Origin of the sequence: Brevibacterium oceani (genome assembly GCF_013623835.1) — a bacterium.
Taxonomy (GTDB): domain Bacteria; phylum Actinomycetota; class Actinomycetes; order Actinomycetales; family Brevibacteriaceae; genus Brevibacterium; species Brevibacterium oceani.
Window position 1 is genome coordinate 129,456 of the sequence record NZ_JABKDE010000003.1, and the last position, 25,707, is coordinate 155,162.

At 61.8% G+C, this 25,707-nt stretch carries 23 protein-coding genes; 13 read left to right on the forward strand and 10 right to left on the reverse strand.

What is annotated here, in order from left to right:
• Nucleotides 1–51 precede the first annotated feature (51 nt).
• The 4 genes from HK401_RS07090 to HK401_RS07105 all read left to right on the forward strand — a co-directional run bounded on the left by HK401_RS07090 (nucleotide 52) and on the right by HK401_RS07105 (nucleotide 5,419).
• Complete coding sequence (locus HK401_RS07090) at nucleotides 52–1,455, forward strand: MFS transporter (RefSeq protein WP_181273973.1); 1,404 nt, start codon at nucleotides 52–54, stop codon at nucleotides 1,453–1,455.
• A gap of 51 nt (nucleotides 1,456–1,506) precedes the next feature.
• Complete coding sequence (locus tag HK401_RS07095; RefSeq protein ID WP_181273974.1) at nucleotides 1,507–3,027, forward strand: aldehyde dehydrogenase family protein; 1,521 nt, start codon at nucleotides 1,507–1,509, stop codon at nucleotides 3,025–3,027.
• A 111-nt stretch (nucleotides 3,028–3,138) separates the two neighbouring features.
• The gene (locus tag HK401_RS07100) at nucleotides 3,139–4,617 is read left to right on the forward strand and encodes a purine-cytosine permease family protein (protein WP_181273975.1); all 1,479 of its coding nucleotides are present in this window, start codon (nucleotides 3,139–3,141) and stop codon (nucleotides 4,615–4,617) included.
• A gap of 28 nt (nucleotides 4,618–4,645) precedes the next feature.
• Nucleotides 4,646–5,419 (forward strand): SDR family NAD(P)-dependent oxidoreductase, encoded by a 774-nt coding sequence (locus tag HK401_RS07105; protein ID WP_181273976.1) that lies wholly within the window; start codon nucleotides 4,646–4,648, stop codon nucleotides 5,417–5,419.
• 120 nt (nucleotides 5,420–5,539) lie between these two features.
• Here HK401_RS07105 and HK401_RS07110 read toward each other — a convergent pair whose 3' ends face one another.
• Nucleotides 5,540–6,154, reverse strand: coding sequence for a TetR/AcrR family transcriptional regulator (locus HK401_RS07110; protein WP_181273977.1), 615 nt, complete (start codon nucleotides 6,152–6,154; stop codon nucleotides 5,540–5,542).
• 137 nt (nucleotides 6,155–6,291) lie between these two features.
• Between HK401_RS07110 and HK401_RS07115 the strand changes: the two genes are divergently transcribed.
• From HK401_RS07115 to HK401_RS07125, 3 genes are read left to right on the forward strand one after another with little or no spacing between them, the layout of a single operon-like run.
• On the forward strand, nucleotides 6,292–7,848 hold the full coding sequence (locus tag HK401_RS07115; protein ID WP_181273978.1) for an APC family permease: 1,557 nt from the start codon (nucleotides 6,292–6,294) through the stop codon (nucleotides 7,846–7,848).
• Nucleotides 7,849–7,853: 5 nt separating this feature from the next.
• The gene (locus tag HK401_RS07120) at nucleotides 7,854–9,815 is read left to right on the forward strand and encodes a primary-amine oxidase (protein ID WP_181273979.1); all 1,962 of its coding nucleotides are present in this window, start codon (nucleotides 7,854–7,856) and stop codon (nucleotides 9,813–9,815) included.
• 12 nt (nucleotides 9,816–9,827) lie between these two features.
• The gene (locus HK401_RS07125) at nucleotides 9,828–10,457 is read left to right on the forward strand and encodes a hypothetical protein (RefSeq protein ID WP_172172643.1); all 630 of its coding nucleotides are present in this window, start codon (nucleotides 9,828–9,830) and stop codon (nucleotides 10,455–10,457) included.
• A 9-nt stretch (nucleotides 10,458–10,466) separates the two neighbouring features.
• Here the strand turns inward: HK401_RS07125 and HK401_RS07130 are convergent, their stop codons facing one another.
• Complete coding sequence (locus tag HK401_RS07130; RefSeq protein WP_172172645.1) at nucleotides 10,467–10,793, reverse strand: CHY zinc finger protein; 327 nt, start codon at nucleotides 10,791–10,793, stop codon at nucleotides 10,467–10,469.
• Between the two features lie 131 nt (nucleotides 10,794–10,924).
• Between HK401_RS07130 and HK401_RS07135 the strand changes: the two genes are divergently transcribed.
• From HK401_RS07135 to HK401_RS07145, 3 genes are all read left to right on the forward strand, one after another.
• Nucleotides 10,925–11,971, forward strand: coding sequence for a DUF2891 family protein (locus HK401_RS07135; RefSeq protein WP_181273980.1), 1,047 nt, complete (start codon nucleotides 10,925–10,927; stop codon nucleotides 11,969–11,971).
• A gap of 77 nt (nucleotides 11,972–12,048) precedes the next feature.
• Nucleotides 12,049–12,489, forward strand: a complete 441-nt coding sequence (locus tag HK401_RS07140) for a (deoxy)nucleoside triphosphate pyrophosphohydrolase (protein WP_181273981.1) — start codon at nucleotides 12,049–12,051, stop codon at nucleotides 12,487–12,489.
• Nucleotides 12,476–13,411 carry an HNH endonuclease gene (locus HK401_RS07145; RefSeq protein ID WP_181273982.1) on the forward strand — a complete coding sequence of 312 codons (936 nt, stop codon included), beginning with the start codon at nucleotides 12,476–12,478 and terminating at the stop codon, nucleotides 13,409–13,411. Before HK401_RS07140 ends, HK401_RS07145 begins: the two co-directional genes overlap by 14 nt.
• Before the next feature lie 285 nt (nucleotides 13,412–13,696).
• Here the strand turns inward: HK401_RS07145 and HK401_RS07150 are convergent, their stop codons facing one another.
• Nucleotides 13,697–14,524: an AraC family transcriptional regulator gene (locus tag HK401_RS07150; protein WP_181273983.1), complete on the reverse strand. Its 828-nt coding sequence runs from the start codon at nucleotides 14,522–14,524 to the stop codon at nucleotides 13,697–13,699.
• 129 nt (nucleotides 14,525–14,653) lie between these two features.
• Here HK401_RS07150 and HK401_RS07155 point away from each other — a divergent pair, with 129 nt between their 5' ends.
• Together HK401_RS07155 and HK401_RS07160 are read left to right on the forward strand one after the other, a co-directional pair.
• Nucleotides 14,654–15,703 (forward strand): ABC transporter substrate-binding protein, encoded by a 1,050-nt coding sequence (locus tag HK401_RS07155; RefSeq protein WP_181273984.1) that lies wholly within the window; start codon nucleotides 14,654–14,656, stop codon nucleotides 15,701–15,703.
• 38 nt (nucleotides 15,704–15,741) lie between these two features.
• On the forward strand, nucleotides 15,742–16,875 hold the full coding sequence (locus tag HK401_RS07160) for an alpha/beta hydrolase (RefSeq protein ID WP_181273985.1): 1,134 nt from the start codon (nucleotides 15,742–15,744) through the stop codon (nucleotides 16,873–16,875).
• Nucleotides 16,876–17,109: 234 nt separating this feature from the next.
• Here the strand turns inward: HK401_RS07160 and HK401_RS07165 are convergent, their stop codons facing one another.
• From HK401_RS07165 to shiA, 3 genes are read right to left on the reverse strand one after another with little or no spacing between them, the layout of a single operon-like run.
• Complete coding sequence (locus HK401_RS07165) at nucleotides 17,110–18,069, reverse strand: C-terminal binding protein (RefSeq protein WP_181273986.1); 960 nt, start codon at nucleotides 18,067–18,069, stop codon at nucleotides 17,110–17,112.
• A complete protein-coding gene (locus tag HK401_RS07170) occupies nucleotides 18,066–18,959 on the reverse strand; it encodes an isocitrate lyase/PEP mutase family protein (RefSeq protein WP_219921792.1) in 894 nt (297 codons plus the stop codon). The genes HK401_RS07165 and HK401_RS07170 overlap by 4 nt, the downstream gene beginning before the upstream one ends.
• Nucleotides 18,940–20,283, reverse strand: a complete 1,344-nt coding sequence (gene shiA / locus HK401_RS07175) for a shikimate transporter (protein ID WP_181273987.1) — start codon at nucleotides 20,281–20,283, stop codon at nucleotides 18,940–18,942. Before shiA ends, HK401_RS07170 begins: the two co-directional genes overlap by 20 nt.
• A 130-nt stretch (nucleotides 20,284–20,413) precedes the next feature.
• On the opposite strand from shiA, the gene HK401_RS07180 reads away from it, so the two are divergent.
• On the forward strand, nucleotides 20,414–21,232 hold the full coding sequence (locus tag HK401_RS07180) for an IclR family transcriptional regulator domain-containing protein (RefSeq protein ID WP_181273988.1): 819 nt from the start codon (nucleotides 20,414–20,416) through the stop codon (nucleotides 21,230–21,232).
• Here HK401_RS07180 and HK401_RS07185 read toward each other — a convergent pair.
• The 4 genes from HK401_RS07185 to HK401_RS07200 all read right to left on the reverse strand — a co-directional run bounded on the left by HK401_RS07185 (nucleotide 21,197) and on the right by HK401_RS07200 (nucleotide 25,696).
• The gene (locus tag HK401_RS07185) at nucleotides 21,197–22,372 is read right to left on the reverse strand and encodes a CoA transferase (RefSeq protein ID WP_181273989.1); all 1,176 of its coding nucleotides are present in this window, start codon (nucleotides 22,370–22,372) and stop codon (nucleotides 21,197–21,199) included. The genes HK401_RS07180 and HK401_RS07185 overlap by 36 nt on opposite strands.
• Nucleotides 22,373–22,383: 11 nt before the next feature.
• Nucleotides 22,384–23,241 (reverse strand): HTD2 family dehydratase, encoded by an 858-nt coding sequence (locus HK401_RS07190; RefSeq protein ID WP_181273990.1) that lies wholly within the window; start codon nucleotides 23,239–23,241, stop codon nucleotides 22,384–22,386.
• 114 nt (nucleotides 23,242–23,355) lie between these two features.
• Nucleotides 23,356–24,531, reverse strand: coding sequence for an acyl-CoA dehydrogenase family protein (locus HK401_RS07195; protein ID WP_181273991.1), 1,176 nt, complete (start codon nucleotides 24,529–24,531; stop codon nucleotides 23,356–23,358).
• Nucleotides 24,532–24,547: 16 nt separating this feature from the next.
• A complete protein-coding gene (locus HK401_RS07200) occupies nucleotides 24,548–25,696 on the reverse strand; it encodes an acyl-CoA dehydrogenase family protein (protein WP_181273992.1) in 1,149 nt (382 codons plus the stop codon).
• Nucleotides 25,697–25,707: the final 11 nt, after the last annotated feature.

The window sequence follows — 25,707 nt, forward strand, 5'->3', positions numbered from 1 at the left end:
GAAGCCGCCGGCGCAACGGTGGCGACAACGAATCCGAAGGAGGACTCGAATATGTCAGGTGACACACAGGCCGCCGCGGGGCTGGCCCATCAGAAAGGTCTGCGCAAGAGCGTGATCGCCGGATCGATCGGTGTTCTCGTGCACTGGTTCGACTGGGCGGTCTATGCCTACATGGCCACGACGATCGCGGCGATCTTCTTCCCCGACGAGGACAGCACCGCGGGACTGCTCGCCACCTTCGCGGTCTTCGCCGTGTCATTCCTCGTCCGCCCGATCGGTGCGGTCATCTTCGGCCGACTCGGCGACAAGCTCGGCCGCAAGCACACCCTGTCTCTGGTCATCCTCGCCATGGCCCTATCGACGCTCGTCCTCGGTGTGCTCCCGACCTACGGAACGATCGGCGTGCTCGCTCCGATCCTCCTCATCGTCACCCGCATCGTCCAGGGCCTGGCCGCCGGTGGCGAATTCGGCAGCGCGGCGGCCTTCCTCGGCGAGTTCTCACCGCCGAAGCGCCGCGGCTTCGGCTGCAGCTGGCTCGAGGTCGGCTCGCTGGCCGGATTCCTCCTCGCCTCCTTCGTCGTCTTCCTCCTCAACCAAGCGCTCACACCCGACCAGGTCAGCGCCTGGGGATGGAGGATCCCGTTCCTCATCACCGTGCCACTGGGCTTCATCGGCCTCTACATCCGCCGGAAGATCGAGGACACCCCGGAGTTCGAGGCCCTGCAGAAGATGGAGACCGTCTCCGAGGCACCGCTGCGTGAGGTGTTCAAGCGCAATCCCAAGCAGTTCCTCCAGACCTGCGGCATGGAGACGTTCATGAACGTCACCTTCTACGTCGTCCTCGTCTACCTGCTCACCTACCTGGAGACAGCGGTCGGCATCGAACCCGGCCGGGCGGCGCTGCTGTCGACTCTGGCTTCGGCGCTCGGACTCATCATCGTCCCTCTGGCGGGCCTCGCCTCGGACAGGTTCGGACGCAAGCCCGTGCTCATGACTGCGGCCATCGCGCTCACCGTGCTCTCGGTTCCGCTGTTCCTCCTCATGGGCGCCGACTACCCCTGGGCCTCTTTCGTCTCGACGTTCGGCCTGGCGTTCATCCTCGCGATCATCCTCGGCACTCACGCCGCCACCGTCGTCGAGCTCTTCCCGACCCGCACGAGGCAGACTGGTCTGTCCATCGCCTACGCCCTGACGGCCGCACTCTTCGCCGGCACGGCGCCGTACATCCTCACCTGGCTCATCGATTCCACCGGCAGCACCCTGAGCCCGGGGTGGTTCCTCGCCGTCGTCGGTGTCATCGGCATCGTCACCGTCGCCTCGCTGCCCGAGACCCGCGGCATCGACCTGCTGCGCTCCGACGACCTCGAGGAGTCATCGGCCTCCCCCGTCGCCGAGGCGGCAGCGCCGGCCGAAGGCCCCAGCCCCTCGCCCGTCGAACCCTCCGGCGACCGCTGACCGCTGTCACTGCCCACTCGCTTCCCGCACCACACTCGAAGGAGACCTTCCATGACCGCGACCCTGACCGACACCACGACCCGACCGGCGACCCTGGCCGAGTGGCAGGCCGCAGCAGCGGCTCTGAGCATCGACGGACGCCCAGTCATCAACGGGCAACGGGTCGATGCACGCTCGGGGCAGACTCATCCGAAGACGAACCCCGCCACCGGTGAGGTGATCTCGCAGCTCCACCTCGGTGACGGATCCGATGTCGATGCTGCGGTGGCGAGCGCTCGCGCCGCGTTCGATGGCGGCGAGTGGTCGCGCGCCTCGGCGACCCATCGACGTGAGGTGCTGCTGCGCCTGGCCGATCTCATCGAAGCGCGGTCGGACGAATTCGCCCTCCTCGACACGCTCGACATGGGCAAGCCGATCGGTGAGTCCTCGACGATCGACGCCCCGGGGGCCGCGGCCCTGTTCCGCTTCTACGGTGAGACGATCGAGAAGCTCAGCGACGAGATTCCCGTGACCCCGGCGGGGTCGACGGCGCTCGTCACCCGCGAACCGTTGGGCGTCATCGGGGTCATCGTTCCGTGGAACTATCCGCTGGAGATCGCGACGTGGAAGATCGCGCCCGCCCTGGCGGCCGGCAATGCACTGGTCGTCAAACCGCCGGTCGAGGCCTCGCATTCGGTCCTGCTGCTGGCCGAGATCGCTGCCGAGGCGGGGCTGCCCGCGGGCATCCTCAACGTCGTTCCCGGTCGCGGGTCTGTCGTCGGTACGGCACTGGCCCGGCACATGGACGTCGACATGCTCGGCTTCACCGGGTCCACCGAGGTCGCCAAGCAGCTCCAGGTCTACGCCGGGGAGTCCAATATGAAGCGTTTGGCACTCGAGGCCGGAGGCAAGAGCGCGAACGTCATCTTCGCCGACACCGATGACCTCGCTGCCGCGGCTCGGAAGGCGGCGTTCGGCATCTTCTACAACCAGGGAGAGGTCTGCTCGGCCACCTCCCGGATCTTCGTCGAACGCCCCGTGTACGAGGAGTTCGTCCATCTGCTCGAGGACGCGGCAGAGGACTTCCAGCCCGGGGATCCGCTCGATCCCGAGAGCGCGATCGGCTGCCTCGTGTCCGAGAAGCACGCCGATGAGGTGTGGGAATGCATCGAACAGGCTCGCGCGGACGGCACCATCGTCCAGGGCGGCAACCGCCCGGAGATCAACGGCCGCCGTACCTTCATCGACCCGACGATCGTCACCGACCTGCCTGCCGATCACCGCCTGCACAGCCACGAGATCTTCGGACCGGTCGCCCTCGTCACCCCCTTCGACACCGAGGAGGAGGCGATCGCGAAAGCCAACGAAACGCCCTACGGTCTGGCCGCGGCCCTGTGGACGGGCAGCATGGCCCGGGCCCATCGGGTCTCCGCGCGCCTGGTCGCCGGCACTGTCTCGGTCAACACCGTCGACGCCCTGGGCTTCACCACGCCCTTCGGCGGATTCAAGCAGTCCGGCTTCGGCCGCGACCTCTCCGTCCACGCCCTGGAGAACTACTCGGACTTCAAGACGACCTGGCTGCAGTGGGGGTGAAGCACCATTTGGCCCTTCGTGTCTCATCTTTCGCGAATACGGGAAAGGTGCAACGCGGTCAGACAGCTCCATACGCAATCTCAATAGAGACCACAAAGAAGTGAGCAGAAAATGAGTGCAAAAGTCCCGGAACTCCGATCAGTCGAATTTGTTCCACACAACGAGCGGCATGGACATCCCGCCAGCCAGTTCCCCCTCTGGTTCAGCGTCAACATGATGGTGTTGACCACTCTGACTGGAGGTATCGGGGTTCTCTCCGGTCTCAACATGTTCTGGAGCGTCGTCGCAATCATTTGCGGCAATTTCCTCGGCGCATTCTTTGTCGCCGGTCACTCTGTGCAAGGCCCGGTTCTCGGAATCCCCCAGATGATTCAGAGCCGCGCGCAGTTCGGAGTCTTTGGCGCAGCCATCCCTTTGTTCGCAGTACTCATCATGTACATCGGCTATCTCGCAAGCAATTCAGTTATTGCTGGAGACGCCATCGACGCGGGCACACCAATAGGAAAGAATTGGGGCATCGTCATCTCAGGCCTGGTGATTCTCGTAATCACCTTCTACGGTCACGACCTCATTCACAAGATCGAACGCTGGTTCGCCATCATTCTCGGAGCAGGGTTCCTGGCTGTGACGGCAGTGGTGATACAACACGGTCTTCCGTCAAACTCTTGGAATGCCGGCAATTTCAACGGCACCGCGTTCCTTCTGCTCATTGCTGCGACAGCAACCTGGCAATTGACGTTTGCCCCGTACGTTGCGGACTATTCGCGATACCTGCCAAGCAGCACCAGCGGAAAACAGACATTCATTTTCACTTATCTGGGCCTTGTGGTCAGCACCACATGGCTGATGACGCTCGGCGCCATGTTGACCACGATTTTCCCCGAGTACGGCTCCCAGCCCAGTCAGACGATTGCAGGGCTCTTCCCAAGCGCGCTAGCTCCGGCGGTCTATATATTCATCGTGATAGGCGTCATTGCTACAAACGTATTCAATCTGTATGGCGCATTCATGTCGCTGACCACAATCGTTGATACCTTCAGACGAGTCAAGACAACCTTGTCTGCTAGAGCGGTGCTGTTCCTCATCGTCTTTGCCGTCGCCACTTTGGTGGCCGTATTGGCGAGCAGCGACTTCATGACCTTCTTCGAGAACCTACTGCTTGTTCTCGGCTACATGTTGTTCCCGTGGACCACGATCAACCTCGTCGATTTCTTCTTCGTCCGAAAGGGTCGATACGTCGTCGGCGACATCTTCGATCCCAATGGGCGATACGGTCGATTCAATTCGCGTGCACTGATCGCCTACGGCGCGACAATGCTGGTTGAGATCCCATTCATGAGCACTGCGTTCTTCACCGGATTCCTCTTCGAAGCAGTCGGCGGAATCGATTACGCCTGGATCATCGCCCTGACCTTGCCGGGAATCATCTATTTCGTGCTCATGCGCCGAACGCGACGCATGGCTGATCGCCTGGAATCGGACACCACCGTCGACGAGATGAGCTCACCGCTCGAATCCCTCACCGACATAGATGAGAACTCACCAAGCATCCCTTCCGTCAAACGTCCAGAAAACAATGAGCCGGTCTGAACTGGCTGCAATCAAAAGGAGAGAATCAATGGCACGTTTTGAAAACTCGATCTTCATCGTCACTGGCGGTGGATCCGGTTTGGGCAGAGCAACCAGCCTGCGCTTGGCCTCTGAAGGAGCTCGCATCGGCGTATTGGACCTGCAACTCAAATCGGCGGAGACGGTGGCGGAGGAAATCAATACCGTCGCTGACGGTCATGCCATCGCGTTGGAAGCCGACGTCACCGAGGCCGACGCAGTCGAATCTGCAGTCGCCCAGGCCACTACTGAGTTCGGTGGGCTCCACGGCGTCGTCAACTGTGCAGGGATTGCTCTCGGGGAGGGAGGAGTGGTGGACTGCACTGAGAAAGCGTGGGACACGATGATGAATGTCAACGTCAAGAGCATCTTCCTCACTGGCAAATACGCGATTCCAGAGATCGTCAAGTCTGGGGGCGGCTCGATCGTCAATATCGCTTCGGTTTTCGGCTTCGTCGTCAACAAGGACGAGTGCGCCTACGCTGCGTCAAAGGGCGCAGTCGTCAACCTCACTCGTCAGATGGCATTACAGCACGCTTCAGACAAGCTTCGCGTCAATGCCGTCTGCCCTGCAGATGCAGACACTCCGCTCATTGATGGACTCATCGGTAAGACCGGTGCTGACCTAGAAGCTGAAAAGGCTGAGCTCGCCGCCCCGATCCCCATGGGACACCTGACGAAACCAGATGACGTGGCCGCCGCAATCAGCTTCCTCCTGTCTTCTGACTCAGAGTTCATCACAGGTGTTTCACTCCCAGTCGATGGCGGATTCCTCGTTCAGTAGCCCCCGCTATTAAGCGCAACTGCCAACGCCAATGCAGTTCTCGGCGCCAGCTCCGTCACGAGCTGGCGCCGAACTGCATTCGCAGGAAGGCAGAATGCGCAGAAATGAGGTGCAATCCAGTCACCCTAATGTCGCCTCCACCAGCCTGCACCCGGTCAGCACCTCGGCGTTGGCGGCGATGAGCCGGAAGATGTCATCGACGTCGAGCGGTGTCCCGCCCATGAAGTGCAGCCCGTAGGCGTCTTCGAGGGCCACGAGGTTGCTCGCCGCCGTCTCCTCGGGCAGGGCCATTGTGAAGGCTCCGGAATCGACGCCCTCGGTGAGCACCGCGGCGTAGAGGGAGACTTCGAGCCGATACATCTCCGCCATGAGCCCTGCGTGGAAGGTATCCCTGTACGCGTGGGTATGCAGCTCATTGAGCACTTGGAAGTCGACGTCGTCGCGTGAGCGCGGGATGCCGCTGCGGATGATCCGGGCGAGCCTGGTCGCCGGCGGCTCGTCTGCGCTCCCCTGCTCGCGACGGCTCCAATAGAACCGCGACACCGCGTCCTCGTGTACTTCTCGCACTAGGTCTCCGAGGTCGGGATAGTAGTACGCCACCGATCCGGCACCCAGTTCCGAGTGTGCGGCCACGTCGATGGCGCGCAGTCCGTTGAGTCCGCGCTGCGCGATCGCCTGCTTCGCCGCCTGCACCAGCTGTGCACGGCGTCCCGCCTGATTCTTCGGTCGTGCCATGGCTCCATTATCTCCTGAAGTGATGCAGGCAAACGCGGATCGGTATGGCCGTAACTCTGTCAATCGGCGGCCGCCCGTGCAATTCTTTACGGTGTAACTCAAAGAACTCTATCGGACGCCCACTCACAAGGAGGTGGATGGTGTCTTCCCTTGAACGCACGACCGCATACGCGGACGAACAGAAGCAGCATCTGAAGAAGACGCTCGGCCGATTCGACATCGTGCTCATCGTCATGTCGGCGGTATTGAGCATCGAGGTCCTCGCCGAGACCGCAGGATTCGGTGCGGAGACCTTCACATGGACGCTTGTCCTCGCGATCTTCTTCCTCGTGCCCTACGCGCTCGTCTTCGCCGAGACCGGCAGCACCTTCGTCGGTGAGGGCGGAGCCTATATCTGGGTCCGCCAGGCTTTCGGCCGGCCGTTCGGCGCGATCGCCTCGATCCTCAGCTGGGTCACCCAGCCCGTATGGGTCGGCGGTTCGATGGCGTTCCTCGCCACCGGCACATGGAACCAGTTCATCAGCCCGCTCGAGGCCGGGTCGATCGGCGACTGGATCTTCAAGATCGTCTTCATCTGGATCACGGTGATCGCGGCGATTCTGTCGCTGGCGAAGGCGAAGTGGCTGCCCACGCTCGGCGGCGTGCTCAAGGTCATCTTCATCGCGTTCTTCCTCTTCACCACGATCATCTATGCCGCCCAGCACGGCGTTCAGCCGCTCCACCTCTCGGACTTCAGCCCCAGCCTCGGCGGTTTCCTAGGGCTTGTGCCGCTCCTGCTGTTCTCCTACCTCGGGTTCGAGGCATCGAACAGCGCCTCGGACGAAATGAAGAACCCGAAGAAGGACATCCCCGTCTCGATCGCACGTTCCGGTTTCATCTCCGCGCTCTGCTATCTCCTGCCGGTCCTCGCCATGCTGCTCGTGTTGCCGACCGAGACGATCACCGGCATCGGTGGACTCCTCGACGCCGTGCAGACGGTGTTCACCGTCTACGGTCCCGCCGCTGATTTCATGGTCGTGCTCGCAGCACTGATGTTCGTCATCATCCTCGCCTCACAAGGCGCGGCCTGGATGATCATGAGCGATCGGATGCAGGCACTGACTGCGGCCGACGGCGCCTTCTTCGGAGGCTTCTTCGGCAAGATCTCCCGCACACTGGGCACACCGGTCAAGGTCAATCTGCTCTCGGGGACCGTCGCCACGGTGTTCCTCATCGCGGCCATGCAGCTCAGCGGTGATGCCGGTGCACTGTTCGGGGTCGTCCTCTCAATCTCGATCTCGACCTTCCTGCTCAGCTATTTGCTCATCATTCCCGCGGCCATCAAGTTGCGGTGGAAGCATCCCGGTATCGAACGCCCCTTCCAGGTGCCTGTCGGAAATGTCGGGTTCACCATCATCGGCGGCATCGCCTTCCTCTGGATCCTGCTCGGATCCTGGGTCGCGATCTTCCCCGGCACACTCGATCGGCTCTTCGGGCAGGAGTACAACTTCCTCGACGAATGGGGCGTCGATCAGGGACCGTTCACGGCCCTCACTCTCGGCACCCTCGGTGCCCTCGCCGCGCTGGCCCTGATCGGATACGTCCGCGGGCACCGGGTCCGCGTCTTCCGCCCCACACCCGCCGATCCTCAGGATCTGCTCGACGACCTCGACCCCGCTCTCGACAGCAAACTCGATACACAGAAAGGCATGTGAAGACCATGACTGCACCGACAACGACCGCCGTCGGCACTTCGACTGCACATCCCCTCGACCGCCTGACCGGTGAGGAGATCGAGCTCAACCGGGCCATCATCGTCGATGCCGGCTACGTGAGCGAGCAGACGCTGTTCGCTCTCGTCAGCCTCGTCGAACCGGATAAGCGCGAGGTCATCGCAGGTGCCACCGACCTCGACCGCCGCGTGCGCTCGCTCATCATCGATCGCGACACCGGGGAGCAGACGGAGCTCCTCGTCTCGCTGACCGAGCGCAAGGTCCTCTTCGCCCGTGTGCTCGATGTCGCGGCCGAGGGTCAGGCTCCGATCACCATGACCGAGTACGAAGAAGCCGAGCAGATGATCCGCAACGATGCGACGTGGCGGGCGGCCGTCGCGGCTCGCGGCATCACCGATGTCGAGACCGTGCGCATCTGCGCGCTCTCGGCCGGATGCTTCGACATTCCCGGCGAGGCCGGCCGCCGCCTCGTACGCGGTTCGTCCTTCATTCAGTCGGACCCGCAGGACAACGCGTGGGCGCATCCGCTCGAGGGGCTCGTCGCCTACCTCGACCTCAACACCGGTGAGGTCGTCGAGGTCGTCGATACCGACATCGTGCCCGTGCCCCAGGAGCGCTTCGACTACCATCTCGATTCCTGGCTTCCCGAGCCGCGGACGACGCAGAAGCCGATCGAGATCACCCAACCCGAGGGCGCGAGCTTCACCCTGAACGGGGATGTCCTCGACTGGGAGAAGTGGCAGGTCCGACTCGGCTTCGATCCGGTCGAAGGCCTGGTGCTCCATCAGATCAGCTTCGATGACGAGGGCGAGCGCCGCCCCATCGTCTACCGCGCCTCGGTGGCGGAGATGGTCGTGCCCTACGGCGACCCCAGCCCGGTGCGCTTCTGGCAGAACTACTTCGACGCCGGCGAGTACTCGATGGGCAAGAACACGAACTCACTCGAACTGGGCTGCGACTGCCTCGGCGAGATCCACTACTCGGACGCGGTGCTCGCCGATGATCAGGGGCATGCGCACACGATCACGAACGCCATCTGCATCCACGAAGAGGATGCCGGGATCCTGTTCAAGCACACCGACGAATTCACCGGCGCCGTCGATGTGCGCCGGAACCGCCGCCTCGTCATCTCCTTCTTCATCACCGTCGGCAACTACGACTACGGCTTCTACTGGTACCTCTACCTCGACGGCACGATCGAACTCGAGTGCAAGGCCACCGGCATCGTCTACACGGCCGTATACGGTGACGAGGCTCAGCGGCAACGCTGGTCGTCTCCCCTCGGCGACGAGGGACTGGGCATGCCCTTCCATCAGCACATGTTCTGTGCTCGGCTCGACATGCAGGTCGACGGCATCGCCAACGCCGTCGACGAGCAGGAAGCTGTCCGCGTGCCCTTCGGCGACGACAACCCCTACGGCAACGCCTTCACCCGCAAGCTCACCCGACTCACCGCCGAGGGCGGACGGACAGCCGATGGTGAGGCCGGGCGGGTCTGGCACATCGTCAATCCGGACAAGACCAATCGGCACGGCTTCCCAGTCGGCTATGAGCTGCGCGTGCCCGACGAGCCGACGATGATGGCGGCCGAAGGTTCGTCGATCTCGAAGCGGGCAGACTTCGGGTCGAAGCACATGTGGCTGACGCACTTCGACGCGGATGAGCGGTTCCCCTCAGGTACGTATCCGAATCAGAACCCGGGTGCCGGCACCATTACGCAGTGGATCGAGCAGCAGCGACCGGTCGATGGTGACGACATCGTCGTGTGGGCGTCGTTCGCGATGACACACTTCCCCCGTCCCGAGGATTGGCCGATCATGCCCGTCGACAAGCTCGGGTTCACAATGAAGCCCTATGGCTTCTTCGACAGGAACCCCGCCCTCGACGTGCCGCGCCCGAAATCGGGTCATTGCAGCACCGAGACCGGGCACTCCTGCGAGTGCGACTGAGGGGAATCCACGATGAGCAGCGTGGCATCGTTCCTCATGGTCGCATCGGGAGTCTTGTGCCTCACCGGCGCCGTTGCGTCGAAAGGACGACCGGCCATCGTCGCCGCGGTCGTGATGGTTCTTGCCATGATCGATTTGGCCTACACCGCCCTCGTCCCGGCAGTCGTTTGGTCGGGGGCGCTGCTCCTCGCCGGGATCTGCTTGGCAGTGTTCCTCCGATCGTCGTCCGAGGTTCCCTCGCCGAGGCGGTCCCCCGCTCTCGTCGCGAGTGGCCCGGACGGCGCGCCGGAGTCGGAGGCCGACCGCGGGCTTCGGTCATCTGCCGCGTCTGAACGTAGCGGTTCCGGGGAGTCGCACCCGGGACCGACGGCTGCGATCCTCTCCGCCATCACCTATCCGGTCATGGCGTGGCAGGTCCTCAACCATGGGGCGCATATGAGCGGTTCGACGCATGCCGGCGGTCACGGTCATCATGCCGGCGACATGTCGCTCATCAGTACGTTCCTGACGGTGGCTGTCGTCGTCCTCGCCGTGCTCTTGGTGATCTGCGCTGTCCATGACATCGTCCGAAGGCGCCCTCTAGTTTCTTTCGACTGTTGGGGGATGGCAGCAATGATCGTGGTGATGCAGTTCCTGCACTGACCGGATTAGTCACTGACCGGCGAAATAGAGATGGGAATGCGTAGCGCACCGTGGGTTGAACTGCGCGGCGCATTCCGGGCATTCATCGGTTGCTTTGTAGGCGCTGATCGTCAGTTCGCTCCAGCAGTTCCCGCACAGGATGGCGGGCTGGTCGAACTTCTCCCCTGGCCATTGCTGCGCGGGATGATCGGCAGTCTCAGAGTGGCAAAGGTGGCAAGGATAGTAGCGGTCGCAGCAGGCGAAGCGGATCGCGATGATATCGAGCTCGGTGGCGTAGTGGACGCACCGAGTGTGCTCATCGACCGTCGGGCCGAATACCTCGGGGATCCGCGTCATTGCTCACTGGTCCTTTCCGGCACGTCGAGACTAGGGCTGGTCCTGGTCCGATCCAGCCTAGCCGTTGCGGTTCGCCACCTGGTCCGGCGATCATCCCAGTAGAGTGGAAACCCCCGAGCCGATGAGGATCCATGCCGCAGATTGACGACTACGTCCACCCCTTCGCCGAGGTGGCACTGAGCAACATCACCCGTGAATATCCGTTCGCCTCCCACCATCTGGCGCGGAGTCTGGCCGATATCGTGCCGGCGGTGGAGAAGCACCCCGCATTCGCGAACTCATATGACTGGCATTCGAGCGTGCACATGCACTACCTGCTGGCATCGCTGCTGGAGACTGAGGTGGCCCAGGGTGCCGGTTGGCGCGAACGCGCGATCGAGGTCCTGTCTTCGCATCTGAGCGAGGAAAATATGTTCGCTGAGGCGGCCTTCCTCCGTGAGAATCCTTCGTGGGAGCGGCCGTATGGCTGGGCCTGGACTGTCGAGCTCAACCGAGTGCTCAATGCCAGCAAAGTAGGCGAGTTGCGTGCGCTCGGCGCGAACACTCAAGTGCTCGCGGATACGGTCTTCGATCTTACATCGACATGGCTACCGAAGGTGGCCGCGCCGGTTCGACACGGGGTGCACTCGAATACAGCCTTCGGGCTGCGCCGGATTCTCATCGGTGCTCGTGCCGCAGACCGGCATGATGTCATCGACGTGATTGCCGGTGCGGCGCGTCGATTCTTCGCCGAAGATGCCGCCTGGAACTTCACCCAGGAACAAAGCGGCCACGATTTCCTCTCCCCCGGCCTGTGCGAGGCCGACCTCATGGCTGAGATCCTCACCGAGGATGAGCTAGCGTCATGGCTGTCGAGTTGCCTTTCGGAACTGTCCCCCGAGTCGCCGGCGCTCACACCCGTCAAGGTCCTCGACCCGACCGACGGTCAACAGAGCCATCTTTACGGTTTAGGACTCTCAGTTGCGGCATCGGTGATGCGATTGGCTCCGAAGTTTGAGGCGATCGCTGAGAAGTCGGGAGACGAGGACCTTCACGCCCAGGCGAAAGGCATGCTCACCCGAGTCGATTCGCTGATGGCTCCTGGCCTCGAAGCCGCTATCTCGGACGAGTATGTGTCGTCGCACTGGATCGCGACGTTCGCGTGGGAGGCTCTTCGTCTCAATATGCCCGTGTCTTGAGTCGCCGAATAGTTAACTTCGATAATGCAATCCTGATCAGGAACGACATTGGTTGATCGTTGACATAATCTAAGAACATGGTGAAAGTCATCCGAGTCGTCGGCGCTGTGATCGAGCACCACGGCAGGATTCTCGCTTGCCGGCGCCGCCCAGATAGGGCCGAAGGTGGCAAGTGGGAGTTTCCTGGCGGAAAAATAGAAACTGGCGAAACTCCTCAGCAAGCGTTGTCTCGAGAAATATCCGAAGAACTCGACCTACACGATGCAAAGGTCCGCGATCTCGTCACGCGGGCCACCACCCAGAGCGGCGACAAACGCATCGATCTGGCGTGCTACTTCGTTGACGTGACCACACTTCCAAGCTCTAGCACCGATCACGACTCGATGAAGTGGTGCACTCGAGAACAGCTCTCCAATCTCCAATGGGCGAGGGCAGATTTGCCAACTGTGGAAAAACTAGCCACCGGCGCACCAACACCTGAAAACCATTCAGACAGGAGCAAAGATGCCCAACGGTGAACCCGACGGATTACGCGCAGCCGCGATCGACTGGTTAGAGATGAGAACTGACAGCGGGCGAGAACCACTCACCCGTGAGGATCTCAGCGATTTCCATTTTGCAAATAGCGAAACGCGCCTAATCGCACCGATGCAGGGCATTTGGAAGCCCGGCAACTACTCGGCCGCTTTGTCTTTTCGCACGTCGTACACAGCACCGGGTGAATCACCTCCCTACGAAGACTCCACCGGAATTGACGGTCGATTTAGGTACAAATGGCGAGGCACAGATCCCAACCACCCTGAAAACGTTGGACTACGGGAGGCTCTGAACAACCACCTCCCACTGATCTGGTTCCGCGGAGTTGCACAAAGCCCTGCCCGTTACCAAGTCATTGCTCCGGTTTTCATCGTTGATGAGGAGCCTGAGCACCAACAATTTGTGTTTGTCGCCGCTGAGGATGCGCAAGCAGCATTTGAGCTTAGCGATTCAGCACACGAAACGGTCGCTCGACGCTATCTCAATAGAATGGCGAAAGCTCGGGTGCACCAGCCCGTTTTCCGGTCCATGGTGCTTTCTGCCTATGAGAACCGGTGCACTGTCTGCATGTTGGCTCACCCCAGTCTTCTGGATGCCGCTCACATCGTGCCCGATAATGATGAACGCGGCATCGCCTCAGTCGTCAATGGACTGGCGATGTGCAAAATTCACCATGCAGCTTTCGACCGGTACTTCCTCGGAATTCGTCCAGACCATGTCGTCGAGATTCGACATGATCTGTTGGAAGAGGTGGATGGCCCGATGCTTAAACACGGTCTTCAAGAACTCCACGGCAATAGCTTGATGACAGTCCCCAAGAGTCGGCGACAGCGCCCGGAAAGAGACCTACTCGAGCACAAATACGAGCAGTTCCGGAACGCGACCATGAACGACGTAGCTTAGTTCTGCCCTCCCGGTTCTTCCGAACTAGACGCTTCACTGACGACCCGCTGCGGCGAAATCTACCTTCGCAGACTGACCCCCTCAATTGCACAAATATTCCTCTTGATCGGCCGCGCCCCAACGAGCTTTCACGACTAACCCAGCACAGACTACAGCCGGCTCGCAGACCGGCCTCATCATAGACACCATGCGGCTCGATATCGCCTGGGGCGCTCACTGCGATGATCGCCCATTGCCCAAATACGACAACCGAGAGTGCGGCTGCGCCCGGATTCGCTAAAAGCCTCAGAACTCTGCGCTCGCACGCCCGTCTCGAAGCCGTCCGGGAGTCATTCCAAAGTGGTTCCTGAAAGCCGAAACATAGCTGGAAGCGCTGGAGAATCCGACCGCTCGAGCCACCTCGTCGAGGGCCGATCCGCCCTTCACCAGTTCCAGGGATGCGTTCAATCGTGCCGCCGTGGACCACTGTTGGTAATTGCTCCCCGTCTCCGTGAGGAATATCCGTCGGATCGTCCGAGCGGACACGCCATGGCGGGAGGCCTCCTCGGCCATTGACACTCGGCGCGACGGGTCGTCGACGATGCCCTCGGCGATGGCACGAGCCACCGGATGCGTGGGATACGTCAAGGACGGTGCTGTCCCGGCCATCGATTCAAGTGCATCGAGCAGAACGGCCCTGGCCCGCAGGCCCGCGTCAACGCTGATGTCGCCGGACAGGTGGTCGAGCAGCTCTCGCATCAGTCCGGTCATCTCCACTCGACACGGTGTATCGAAGTCCGACCGGAAGGGCCGCACACGTAGATAGGCGCAGTACATCGTCCCCAGCCCAAGTGCGGCGATGTCATGGACGGTTCCCGCCGGAATCCACATGGCATGGGTCGGTGGAACCACAGAGAACTCCTGATCAGCGAAGACTCCGAGCATCGCTCCATCAAACCAGGTGAGCTGATGGATATCCGGCTCCACATGGACCCCGAAGCTCCCCTCCCGATACACGGAGTACCGGACAAGGCGCAGACCGTACGGGGTCCCGGTGGCATAGTGCCGCGACACGAACCGGTAGTCCGTATCCTCGACCAATCGATCGGAGGACCAGGATGATTCGTCGAACATCGTGTCCCCTTCGCGCAATAGTGTCCGATAACAACAATCAGGCTCTTGGTCATAAGGATAGGCTAAGTTTCGTTTCGACCGGCTGGGCCGCGATCGATCCCTCCTGCTCCCCAACCTTTGAGAGTCCTGATGCGCACCTTCGCTATTCTTCGTCATCCGCAGCCCCGCCGCGCCGCTGCCGCAATTACCGCCGCTGTCCTCGTCGTTTCGCTGGCCGGCTGTGGCACCCCGAGCGATACCCAGGAATCCGAAGCGACACAGTCTGCGGGGACCACCGAATATCCACTGAAGCTCGACACGCCCTTCGGCTCGACTACCCTCGAGGAAGCACCGGAGCGAGTTGTCGCCATCGGCGATCTCGACGATGCGCTGGCCCTTGGCGTCGTCCCCGTCGGTTCCTTCAAGCCCGCCGGAGACGCCGAGGAACTCTACGACTACGAACAGGACGCGCTCGAGGAGGCCAAGTCGACGAGCCCGGTCAAGAGGATCGACCCGCTGTTCGACCCCTACGCTGAGCTTGACTACGAAGCCATCGCAGAACTCGATCCCGATGTCATCCTCGCCGCGAGCTACTGGGATCTCGAGAAGAGCTACGGCACCCTATCCGAGATCGCACCCGTCGTGGCTCTGCCCAAGGGAACCGACTCGAACTGGGAGAACCGCCACGAGCTGGTTGCCCAGGCCCTCGACCGCGAGCAGAAAGGCAAGGACAACGTCCAAGCAGTCGAGGATGCCTTCGCCGAGGCACGGGAGGAGAATCCCGAATTCGCCGACCTGACCCTCAACTACGCGGTCGTCTATCCCACTCAGGTGACTTACATGTCGGTGCCCGACACCGAGGCCTCGTGGTTCTTCACCCAGCTCGGATTCCAGCCAGGGCCCGAGCACGGGAAGTTCGGCAAGGAGTACCCGAAAGATGTCGTCAGCGAGGAGCAGACCTCCCTCCTCGACGCAGATATCGTCGTCATCGGCTATCACTCGCTCCTCGAAGACGGGCAGCGGGAGAAGTTCGAAGACTCCTCACTCTTCAAATCGCTGCCTGCTGTGAAGAACGGCACCTACATTCCGCTGCCCAAGGGCCACGATTCGTCCATCCCGCAGCCTGGAGTGCTCAGCTCGCTCGACGACCTCGAAGCGGTCCTGCCACTGCTCGAAGAGACGGCACCGAAGGCATCATGACCCGCCCTCTTCGGCCCGGACCGCACAGGACTCGGTGAATGCACACGATCAGACATTCCCCGGGTGCCGCGTCCATGGCCGTAACCTTCGCCGTCGACGAACCCGATACGGAGATCGATGTCATCCTCGACATCGATTTCCTCCTCCATTCCTCGTGGCCCGGCATCGACCACCTCATCCTCCGCCCCATCGAGCACGAGGACGTCCGCCGATCTCTGACCGTCGAACTCCCCTCCGACGTCGAGCTCTCGTACCGTTATCTGCGCCGTACCCGGTCCATCCCTGCATCATCTCCCCACAACGGCGTATCGCCGTCGCTCGACGAGCTCCGCGCTCTCTGCGCCACCGGACTCCCCGACCCTGACGTGCACGACCGAATCCACAGTCCGTTCGGGTCCGAGGTCACGTCTTCGGTACTCATCGGTCCCGATGCCGCCTGGCGTCGAGATGTCTGGGCACGGCCGCACCCGGGGACTCGTCGTCCTCCGATGTCTACGCTCCTCATGCCGGATGGACGGCGCGTCTCGATTATCGGCTCGACGGGGAAGCCCTGTAACCGCCTCGTCGTCCTGCTCGACGGCGACGTCTGGCTAAACAGCCTCGATCTCCCGGCTGCGATCGCCCGGTGGAACAGGCCGACCGTCGCATTCGCAGTGGTCTCGACGCCGGACCGGGACAACCTCGACGACCGCCGGTTCATGGAGAGGACCATCGCCGAGGTGGCCCTCCCCGAGATGGAGAGCCACCTCGACGTTCGATTGGGGTCAGAGGTGACGGTCGTCGGACACAGCTACAGTGGCCTCGCCGCCGCCGGACTCGCCTGTGATCGCCCGGACCGGTTCGGGACCGCGATCATCGGGTCGGGATCGTTCTGGCATCGCACCGTCCGTGACGCTCGCGATGACGTCGAGCCCGGAGATCTCACCAGACAGCTGCAAACACCGGATTCGACGCTCTCCGGGTCCCACTTCCTGCTTCATGTGGGTCGTGAGGAAGGCGGCATGGTCGATCAGTCACGGATGTTCGCCGAGGCAGCACGATCTGCCGGCGCCGAAGTGGATCTGAGCATCTACCCGGGCGGCCACGATTACGCGTGGTACCGGCACGCTCTCTTCGATGCGCTGGACACATTGCGCATTCCTCACCGAAGTCCTGGCAATCGGGGTCAGTAATGCTTCTTGCACATTGTCCAGCCAAGGAGTGAGGTACTGCCGAGTAATTCCCCAATGTCCTCTCCGTATCTGCCCCAGGGAGGATCCGTTCGGTCTCACCTTCAGCATTCCTTCTGCCTCAGAGCTACTCTGCACACGTCGCTCAGTTCCAAATGCAAGTAGCAGCGGCCGTGTTGCGTCGAAAAGTCCCCGTTCTTCCACCACTTCGAGTGGAGAACGGGGACTTCGACGCGCTCAGACTCTGTTGACCAGACGAGCACATTCACGTCCGTTGAGGATTTCGACGACATTCTCGGTTGTCTTGCGCCTGATCTCGGCTTCGGAGTCTTCGGAGTACCAGGCTGCATGAGGACTCAACACGACATTCGAAAGGGTACAAAGCGGATGGTCGGCAGGCATCGGCTCAGTCTCGAACACATCGAGCCCAGCACCGGCAATCTGTCCGGACTTCAGTGCAACCACAAGCGCTTTCTCGTCGACAACAGGCCCACGGGAGGTGTTGATGAGCACTCCGTCCGAGCGCATCATGCCGAGTTCACGAGCGCCGATGAGGTGTTTTGTGCCAGCGGTGAGTGGAACGTGGACCGATACGAAAGCGGAGGCTGCCAGCAGCTCATCGAGCTTCACCAGCCGCACCCCGAGAGCTTCAGCCACGGTCGGGTCGGCGTATGGATCGTAAGCAAGGACATTGAGTCCGAAACCGGAGAGCTTGCCAACCAAGGTCTGCGGTATATGGCCGAACCCGATCAGCCCCAGTGTCCGTCCACGAAGGCGGAAGAGCCTTCCGGCCGCTGTGTAGTCCCAGCGACCTGAGCGCACGGAATTCCCCAACTCGTTCAACCCGCGCGAGAGGGAGAGGATCATCGCGGCAGCATGCTCGGAGACCTCATGGAGCGATCCGTCGGGCACGTTTGCCACGGCGATGCCGGCTCTCGTCGCTGCGTCGACATCGATCGTATTGACACCGATGCCGTAGCGTGAGATCACTTTGGCCGATTTCAGACCCTTGATCACCTCGGCGGTGATCTGAGCATACTGATTGATGACCCCATCGGCATGCGCACAGACCTCCAAGAGTTCGCCCGGCGAACTCGCTTGCGCCGAGACCAGCTTATAGCCCGCACCATCGAGGATTTCCCTCTCCAATTCGAGATCAGCGAACTCGAAATCCGTGACAACGACCGTGCCCTTCATTTCCTGTTCTCATTTCCGTAGTCGTGGTCAAGATGTTCGAAGGCCGGAAGGTCGACGACCTCAGCGAATTCCGCATAGCTCGCCGAGGCTGGTCCATGCCCGGGAGCGCCATGTTCCCGAAGTGCGGTGAGAGTGTCCGATACCGCTCGAGTCGCGGTGAAGAGTGCCGTCACTGCGTAGAACACCACGCTGAATCCGAGTTCGTCGAGGTCGCGGATAGTCAGCGCCGTCGTTTCATTGCCATCGACGATAGAGACGACCTTCGGCCCGGGGACCTGCGCGGCTACTTCCTCGACCTCACGGATTTTCGTGATGCCGTCGACGAACACCAGGTCCACGCCCGTATCCTGATAGAGCTTGGCACGTCGTACCGCCTCAGCGGTTCCGAGAGGGCCGTTGGCGTCCGTCCGGCCGATGATGAGCAGATCGTCACTGCCGCGGGCGTCGAGAGCACACCGGAGGTTTCGAACATGTGCTTCGGCATCGACAAGCCTCAGTCCACCGAGTTGACCGCAACGTTTGGGAAGCATCTGGTCTTCGAGGTGGATCGCTGCGACTCCTGACTGCACATGCTCGCGCACAGTGCGTTCAGTGTTCGCCGGGCCACCGTATCCCGTGTCGGCATCGGCAATCACCGGGATCGAGACCGCACGGGTCATGTTTCGCGCATGCTCAGTCATCTCGGTCTGGCTCAGCAGTCCCAGGTCAGGGGTGCCCAGTCGACTGGCGGTCGCGCCGAGTCCAGTGAGATACACGGCGTCGAATCCTGCCCTTTCAACCAGCCGCGCGCTAAAGGAGTCATAGGCTCCGGGTGCCGCGATGGTTGTGCCGGATTCGATCAATCTACGCAGTCGCCCGGCAGGTGTCAGCTCAGACTGGTGTTGACTCATGTGCTACTTCTTCCTTTTGTTGGGATCCGCGGATCTTCAGCGCCGCGATGAAAGAGATAAGGCAGCCGACGCCCAAATAGACCGCCACTAGATACCACGAGCCGCCGGTCGCAGCCACCAGGGCAGTCGCAATGAACGGAGTGAACCCGCCAGCGATTGCGCTGGCAACCTGATACCCGACTCCCGCTCCGCTATAGCGGAATTCGGCACCGAACATCTCGGTAAACAGTGGTTGCTGGGCGCTGACGACCATGTCATGGGCAATGTTGAACAAGATGACGGCGGCGATGACGACCGCAATCGTCGAACCCGATTCGATGGCGAGGAAGAATGGTGCTGCCCCAACCACTCCGACCAGTGAGCCGATGAGGTAGACATTGCGTCTGCCGAAGCGGTCGGAGAGGAATGCGAAAGTCGGTATCGTAACGATGCCCAGGGAGCCGACCACAAGGCCTATATTGAGCATGAAATCTTCGCTGAAGCCGCCGTATGTCGATCCATATGAAACCGCGAACGTAATGACTATGTAACCCGAGATAAGTTCCGCCAAACGCATTGCGAAGATACGTACGAACGCTCCGGGATGAGCTCGCAGGGCTTCGAACAGGGGAATGCGTCGCTTCTGGGAGATCGAGGCCTCTCGCTCCGCCGCCGCTACTCTCGCGGCGACCCCGGAGTCGTCTTCGACTTTGGAACGAATGATCAAGCCGGTGATAACGAGCAGCACGCTGGCAACAAACGGTATCCTCCATCCCCAGAGTACGAATTGCTCGTCTGTGGTGAAATGGCGGATTATAAGTACGGACCCCGTGGCCAGAATCAGTCCGACAGAGTAGCCGACCTGAACTCCCGAACTGTAGAAAGCCCGTTTTGCACGTGGCGCGTTTTCCACTGCCAGCAGGGCTGCCCCGCCCCATTCGCCACCAACGGCAAAACCCTGCACCGCACGCAGGATGACTAGCAGCAACGGTGCCACCCAGCCGATCGTCGCGTAAGCGGGCAAAACGCCGATCAGGGCGGTAGCCGACCCCATGAGGATCATTGTGAGAACCAGCATTTTCTTTCGACCGATTCGGTCGCCGAAGTGCCCGAAGACCACTCCGCCGAGGGGACGGAAGAGGAAACCGACTCCAAACGTGGCGAACGCAGCGAGGGTCCCGGCGACGGGACTGATCTCTGGGAAGAACTCGGTGTTAAGAACCAGCGCGGCGACTAATCCGTAGAGGATGAAGTCATACCAATCGATGACAGCTCCGGCGAAGCTGCCAAATGCGGCTCGACGAGCGGCCTTTTGCGCCACCGGGGTGAACTCTGATGTGGACATCATGATTCCTTACGTCATTGAGGGAACCCTAGACAAGTTTCTCTGAGCGAACTATTATTCGTATAGCGCACAGGACTATATTCACACTGGTTCACGTTGTCAACGCCCGCGGCGAAGGCAATGCCCACGGTTGAGCACCAGCCGATGTTTTCAGGAGCTCCCCATTACAGACACCGAACGCCCCGACTATTTCCTGCAGTCCCTCGAACGTGGGCTCGCCGTGCTGCGTGCTTTCGACGCTGAACATCCGGATCGCACACTCACTGAAGCTGCCGAGGCCACAGGGCTCGGGAAGGCAACCGTGAGGCGCATCCTCCTCACGTTCGTGGATTTGGGGTACATGACCCAGCGCGGAAGGCGCTTCGCACTCACCTCAAGGGTTCTCGACCTAGGGTTCTCATACCTTTCAAGTCTCGAACTCGTCGGGCTTGCCGAGCCGCATCTCCAAGCGCTCAGCAGAGAACTCGGGGAATCAGTTCTACTCGCGGTTCTCGACGACACCGACGTCCGTTACATCGCTCGTGCCGTTGCCCCACGACCAATGCATGTCAGCGTCCCGGTCGGCGGCCGCTCCCCAGCCCACGTCACTTCGGCGGGAAGGATTCTCCTATCGGACATGAACTCCAAGGATTTCGAACAGTATCTGGACAACGCCGTGTTCAAGCAGTACACACCGTGGACCGTGACCGACAAACAAGAATTCCAGTTGCAGGTGCGCACCGCCGGCGAACGAGGTTGGTCGACTTCGGCAGACGAACTGGACGTCGGGATGGGCGGAGTCGCGGTACTCATTCCTCGGGTCCACTCGCCCTCAATCGCCCTGTCCACCGTCTTTCCGGCGACTCGGTTTGATCATTCCGCGTTAGAGTCCTCTGTCGTCAATCCTCTGCGCAATCGTGCTGCAGAGATCGCGTCAAGCCTTCGCGGGCCTGCCCAGCAGTCTCGGTGAGCCCAGCACCGCCTCGGAGTCGCCGCCAAGTTGCGGCGCAGCCTTGGCATCCGCCACCGGTGTCCCGTCGAACCGCAACGGGACCCGTGGTGCCAGCACCCTGCCGACCCCGGGCTGATCGATCTCGCTGAACAGCGGATTCTCCAGCGAACACCGCGGATCAGTCGTCACGAGTTCCTCGAACGACTGGAAACCACCGACCAAAACGCCGGCAGCCTTGAGCGCCTCCTCGGCGTCAGCCGCAGTGTGCGTCGCAAACCACGGCCGCACGACCGCATCGATGGCTTCCCGAGCCTCGAACCGGCCGCCCTCAGTGTTCAGGTCGACGTCGAGCAGTGGTCCGATCATCTCGAGCTTCTCGCTCAAGCCTGTCGCCTTTCCCAAACCTCGCCAATGCTTGTTCGAAATGACGGCGACCATCACCTGACGGCCGTCTGAGCACTCGAATGACTGACCGTATGCACCGTAGAGGCCGTTGCCCAAGGCTCCTCGGGTCTTGCCCGTCGCCTGCACCTCGGCGATATAGCCGAGGTTTCCGACTGTCGCGAGCATGACATCGGACAGCGCCAGGGTGATCTCCTGCCCCTTGCCCGAGGAACGACGATCCAGCTCGGCAGCCATGATCCCATTGGAAATATAGAGCCCCGCAGCGACATCCCATGCCGGCACCGCGTTGTTGACCGGATGCTCGTCGTCACCGGTGATGGTCGGGAAACCACTGGCCGCATTCACCGTGTAATCCACTGCCGGGGAACCGTCGTGCCACCCGCCTAGGCGGAGCATGACGAGATCTTCGCGATGCTGCTTGAGATTCTCATAACTCAACCACCCGCGAGCGGGCAGATTCGTGATGAGGGTGCCCGCCTCGGCGATGAGGTCGGTCGCGATCTTCTGCCCCTCCTCGGACTTGAGGTCGAGTGTGACCGAGCGCTTCCCTTTGTTCAGGGACGCCCAGTAGATGCTCGTGCCGTCATCGCTGATCGGCCACCGATTCGCATCGATGTTCCCGCCGATCGGGTCGATGCGGATGACATCGGCGCCGAGCTGCGCGAGCGTCATCGACCCCAGCGGAGCTGCGACGAAGGCAGAGATCTCGACGATCTTGAGGCCGGTCAGGGGTGCGGGGCGGGTATCGGACATAGTGGTGCTCCTCAGCTCTTCGTCGTCACAGTGGCGGCAATCGCGGTCTTCCCACCCGGGGCAATGGCCTGCAGCTCGTGCACGCCGGGTTCGGTCTCTCTGCCGACGAGGTGGATCTGCTCGTTCGCGAACAACGGGGACTTCGCCGTGAATCGATATTCGGTCACAGCCGCCTCGGGGTGGGTGGACATTAACGCGTCCAACAGCAGTGTCGCGGTCAACGGACCATGCGTGACGAGGCCGGGGTAGCCCTCGACCTCGGTGACGTACGGGTGGTCGTAGTGGATGCGGTGGGAGTTGAACGTCAGCGCCGAGTAGCGGAACAGCATGACCTCGTTCGGCCTGACCGTACGCGTCCAATCCCAGCCTTCCGCGGCAGGCGAATCCGTCCGAGGGGGCTTGGCCGCCGATCCCTCGGGCGCCGAGGTCGCTTCGCGGTAGACGATCGTGTGCCGGTCCGTCGTGGCAGGCTTCCCGTCGGCGGTGATCTCGTGACGCAGCACGACGAAACACAGCGGACCGGTGCTGCCGATCTTCTCCGTGATCGACTCGATCGTCGTCGTCCGTTCCATCGTCTGCCCGGGCAGAATCGGAGCGTGGAAGATCAGGTCGCTGCCGGCCCACATCCGCCTGGGCAACGGCACCGGCGGCATGAAACCACCAAGCGCCGCGTGCCCGTCAGCTCCGAGGTCGCTCATCGGCACATCGTCTTCGGAGAAGTGCAGCCAGTGCCCGAGCGGGAACAGCGGCGCAGCCGGGTCCCCGTCATGGCCGAGCAGGGTCGCCAGGCGTGCGGCTCGTTCCCCGTCGGCGGTTTCGGCGGCGGTGGCGCTGCGGCCGACCCAGTCCTGGAGGTTCGTCTCACTCATCGCAGTCAAATTCCAATCGGTAGTTCGTGAAAAGCACCCACAACCTGCTAATTACTACGTGACGGCGGCGCAGATACCTGGCGCCAGGTTGCTAGGCCGCCGTCAGGTAGTAATTCAGCGGCCTAAGAGTTCGTCGGAGATGATGCGCATCTGGATCTCCGACGAGCCCTCGAAGATCTTCGTCAGCCGGGCATCTCTCCAGTGGCGTTCGACGGCGAAGTCCTTCGTGTACCCGGCACCACCGTGGATCTGCAGCGCCTCCGAGGTGACCTTCTCGCTCATCTCTCCGGCCAGGTACTTCACCATCGCCGCTTCCTTGTCACAGCGACGACCCGAATCGATCTCCGTGCACACGTGGTACATCAGTTGCCGGCACGCCTCGATCTGAGCGGCCATGTCCGCGACCTTGAACCGCAGATGCTGGAAATCAGCCAACGGATGGCCGAACTGCTCGCGTTCTTTCAGGTATTTGATCGAGTCCTCAAGTGCCGCCTGCGCCAACCCGATCGACCTAGCCGCCGTATGGGCGCGGCCCACTTCGAGACCGGACACCGCCTGGTAGAAACCGCGGCCTTCCTCACCGAGGAGGGCATCGGCAGGCAGGACGAAGTTGTCGAACGACAGCTCCCATGTCTTCCACCCGTGGTACCCGATCTTCTTCGCTGGCGCCCCGGAGATCCCCTCGGGGAAGGTGCCGCGTTCTTTCTCGACGAGGAACACCGAGATCCCCCGATGTCGCTTCTCCTCTGTGGAGGTGCGGGCGAAGAGGATGATGTAGTCGGCCTGATCGGCATACGTGCACCACATCTTCGTGCCGTTGATGACCCAACCACCATCGGCATTGCGCTCGGCCTTGCACCGCAGGTTCGCCACATCCGACCCAGCCTCAGCCTCAGACAGGGCGAAGGCGCCGAGGTACTCACCACTGGCAACCTTCGGCAACAGACGTGCCTCCTGCTCGGGCGAGAATCCACCACCCATGCCGTTGCCGCGAGCCAACAGCCCGGCCACCGACATCCAGGCACGGGAGAGTTCCTCAGCCACGAGGCAGTACTCGAACACACCAAGCCCCAGTCCCCCGTACTCTTCGGGGATGAGGATGCCGAAGAACCCCATCTCCGCCATCTGCTTGACCATCGACTCGGGGAACTGCCCTTCAACAGGGTCGAGTTCGTTGGCGATGGGCAGGACGACATCACGGGCGAACTCGCGGGCGAGCGCCTGGATCTCGAGGCGCTCCTCGGTCATGATGTGCGGAGTGTCCGGACGCGGACGGGGTCTGTGGGTCATGTGTTGTGGTCCTTCCTCAGGCCTTGTTCCGGCCGATGAGCTGCTTGGCGATGACGTTCATCTGGATCTCGTTCGTGCCTTCGCCGACGATCATCAGCGGAGCGTCCCGGTAGTAGCGTTCGACGTCGTACTCGGTGGAATATCCGTAACCGCCATGGACACGGATGGCATCAAGAGCCACCTCGGCGGCCATCTCCGAGGCGTAGAGCTTCGCCATTCCGGCCTCCATGTCCACACGTGCACCCGAATCATAGGTGCGGGCAGCGTGGAGGACGAGCTGCCGGGCGGCCTCGAGCTTCGTCGCCATCGTGGCGAGCTTGTTGCCCACCGACTGATGCTTCCAGATCGGCTTGCCCATGGACTCGCGTTCCTGCGAGTACTTCACCGCATCATCGAGCGCGGCCTGAGCGACGCCGAGGGACCGGGACGCGACCTGAATGCGGCCGATCTCGAGGCCCTTCATCATCTGCTTGAACCCGACGCCCTCGGTCTCACCGAGCAGCTGCGACTGCGGCTGCCGCAGTCCGTCGAAGGACAGTTCGCAGGTCTCGACGCCCTTGTACCCGAGCTTCGACAGATCCTGGGAGACGGTGAAACCCTCTCCCTTCTCCACGAGGATGATCGAGATGCCCTTGTGACGGGGTTCCGCCTCCGGGTCGGTCTTGCACAGCAGTGCGATGAGATCGGATTTCCGGGCGTTCGTGATCCACGTCTTCGACCCGTTGATGACGTAGTCGTCACCGTCCTTGGCAGCTGTTGTGCGCATGGCCTGCAGATCGGATCCGCCGCCGGGCTCGGTCAGCGCCATCGTCGCCCGCAGCTCACCCGTGGCCAACCGCGGCAGGTACTTGTCCTTCTGCTCCTGCGTGCCGTATTCCTGGAGGAGCTTCGCGACGACTGTGTGCCCGCCCATGGCACCGGCCAGGGACATCCACCCGCGCGCGAGCTCCTGAGTGATGAGCGCATACGCCTCGGTCGACACCTTGCCCATCCCCCACGGCTCGTCGATGGCAAGCCCGTAGATGCCCATATCCTTCATCGTCTGGATCCACGCCTCGGGATACTCATTGGCGTGCTCGACCTTGTTGACGCTGGGCTTGACCTGCTCGTCGATGAATTCGGCGACCAGATCGATCATCATCTGCTCTTCATTGCTCACTGCCATGGTGAAATCCT

Bases quoted from the DNA above. Each gene is read 5' to 3' on its own strand.
- HK401_RS07090 (WP_181273973.1), top strand. From the start codon at position 52: ATGTCAGGTGACACACAGGCCGCCGCGGGGCTGGCCCATCAGAAAGGT.
- HK401_RS07095 (WP_181273974.1), top strand. From the start codon at position 1,507: ATGACCGCGACCCTGACCGACACCACGACCCGACCGGCGACCCTGGCC.
- HK401_RS07100 (WP_181273975.1), top strand. From the start codon at position 3,139: ATGAGTGCAAAAGTCCCGGAACTCCGATCAGTCGAATTTGTTCCACAC.
- HK401_RS07105 (WP_181273976.1), top strand. From the start codon at position 4,646: ATGGCACGTTTTGAAAACTCGATCTTCATCGTCACTGGCGGTGGATCC.
- HK401_RS07110 (WP_181273977.1), bottom strand. From the start codon at position 6,154: ATGGCACGACCGAAGAATCAGGCGGGACGCCGTGCACAGCTGGTGCAG.
- HK401_RS07115 (WP_181273978.1), top strand. From the start codon at position 6,292: ATGGTGTCTTCCCTTGAACGCACGACCGCATACGCGGACGAACAGAAG.
- HK401_RS07120 (WP_181273979.1), top strand. From the start codon at position 7,854: ATGACTGCACCGACAACGACCGCCGTCGGCACTTCGACTGCACATCCC.
- HK401_RS07125 (WP_172172643.1), top strand. From the start codon at position 9,828: ATGAGCAGCGTGGCATCGTTCCTCATGGTCGCATCGGGAGTCTTGTGC.
- HK401_RS07130 (WP_172172645.1), bottom strand. From the start codon at position 10,793: ATGACGCGGATCCCCGAGGTATTCGGCCCGACGGTCGATGAGCACACT.
- HK401_RS07135 (WP_181273980.1), top strand. From the start codon at position 10,925: ATGCCGCAGATTGACGACTACGTCCACCCCTTCGCCGAGGTGGCACTG.
- HK401_RS07140 (WP_181273981.1), top strand. From the start codon at position 12,049: ATGGTGAAAGTCATCCGAGTCGTCGGCGCTGTGATCGAGCACCACGGC.
- HK401_RS07145 (WP_181273982.1), top strand. From the start codon at position 12,476: ATGCCCAACGGTGAACCCGACGGATTACGCGCAGCCGCGATCGACTGG.
- HK401_RS07150 (WP_181273983.1), bottom strand. From the start codon at position 14,524: ATGTTCGACGAATCATCCTGGTCCTCCGATCGATTGGTCGAGGATACG.
- HK401_RS07155 (WP_181273984.1), top strand. From the start codon at position 14,654: ATGCGCACCTTCGCTATTCTTCGTCATCCGCAGCCCCGCCGCGCCGCT.
- HK401_RS07160 (WP_181273985.1), top strand. From the start codon at position 15,742: ATGCACACGATCAGACATTCCCCGGGTGCCGCGTCCATGGCCGTAACC.
- HK401_RS07165 (WP_181273986.1), bottom strand. From the start codon at position 18,069: ATGAAGGGCACGGTCGTTGTCACGGATTTCGAGTTCGCTGATCTCGAA.
- HK401_RS07170 (WP_219921792.1), bottom strand. From the start codon at position 18,959: ATGAGTCAACACCAGTCTGAGCTGACACCTGCCGGGCGACTGCGTAGA.
- shiA (WP_181273987.1), bottom strand. From the start codon at position 20,283: ATGTCCACATCAGAGTTCACCCCGGTGGCGCAAAAGGCCGCTCGTCGA.
- HK401_RS07185 (WP_181273989.1), bottom strand. From the start codon at position 22,372: ATGTCCGATACCCGCCCCGCACCCCTGACCGGCCTCAAGATCGTCGAG.
- HK401_RS07190 (WP_181273990.1), bottom strand. From the start codon at position 23,241: ATGAGTGAGACGAACCTCCAGGACTGGGTCGGCCGCAGCGCCACCGCC.
- HK401_RS07195 (WP_181273991.1), bottom strand. From the start codon at position 24,531: ATGACCCACAGACCCCGTCCGCGTCCGGACACTCCGCACATCATGACC.
- HK401_RS07200 (WP_181273992.1), bottom strand. From the start codon at position 25,696: ATGGCAGTGAGCAATGAAGAGCAGATGATGATCGATCTGGTCGCCGAA.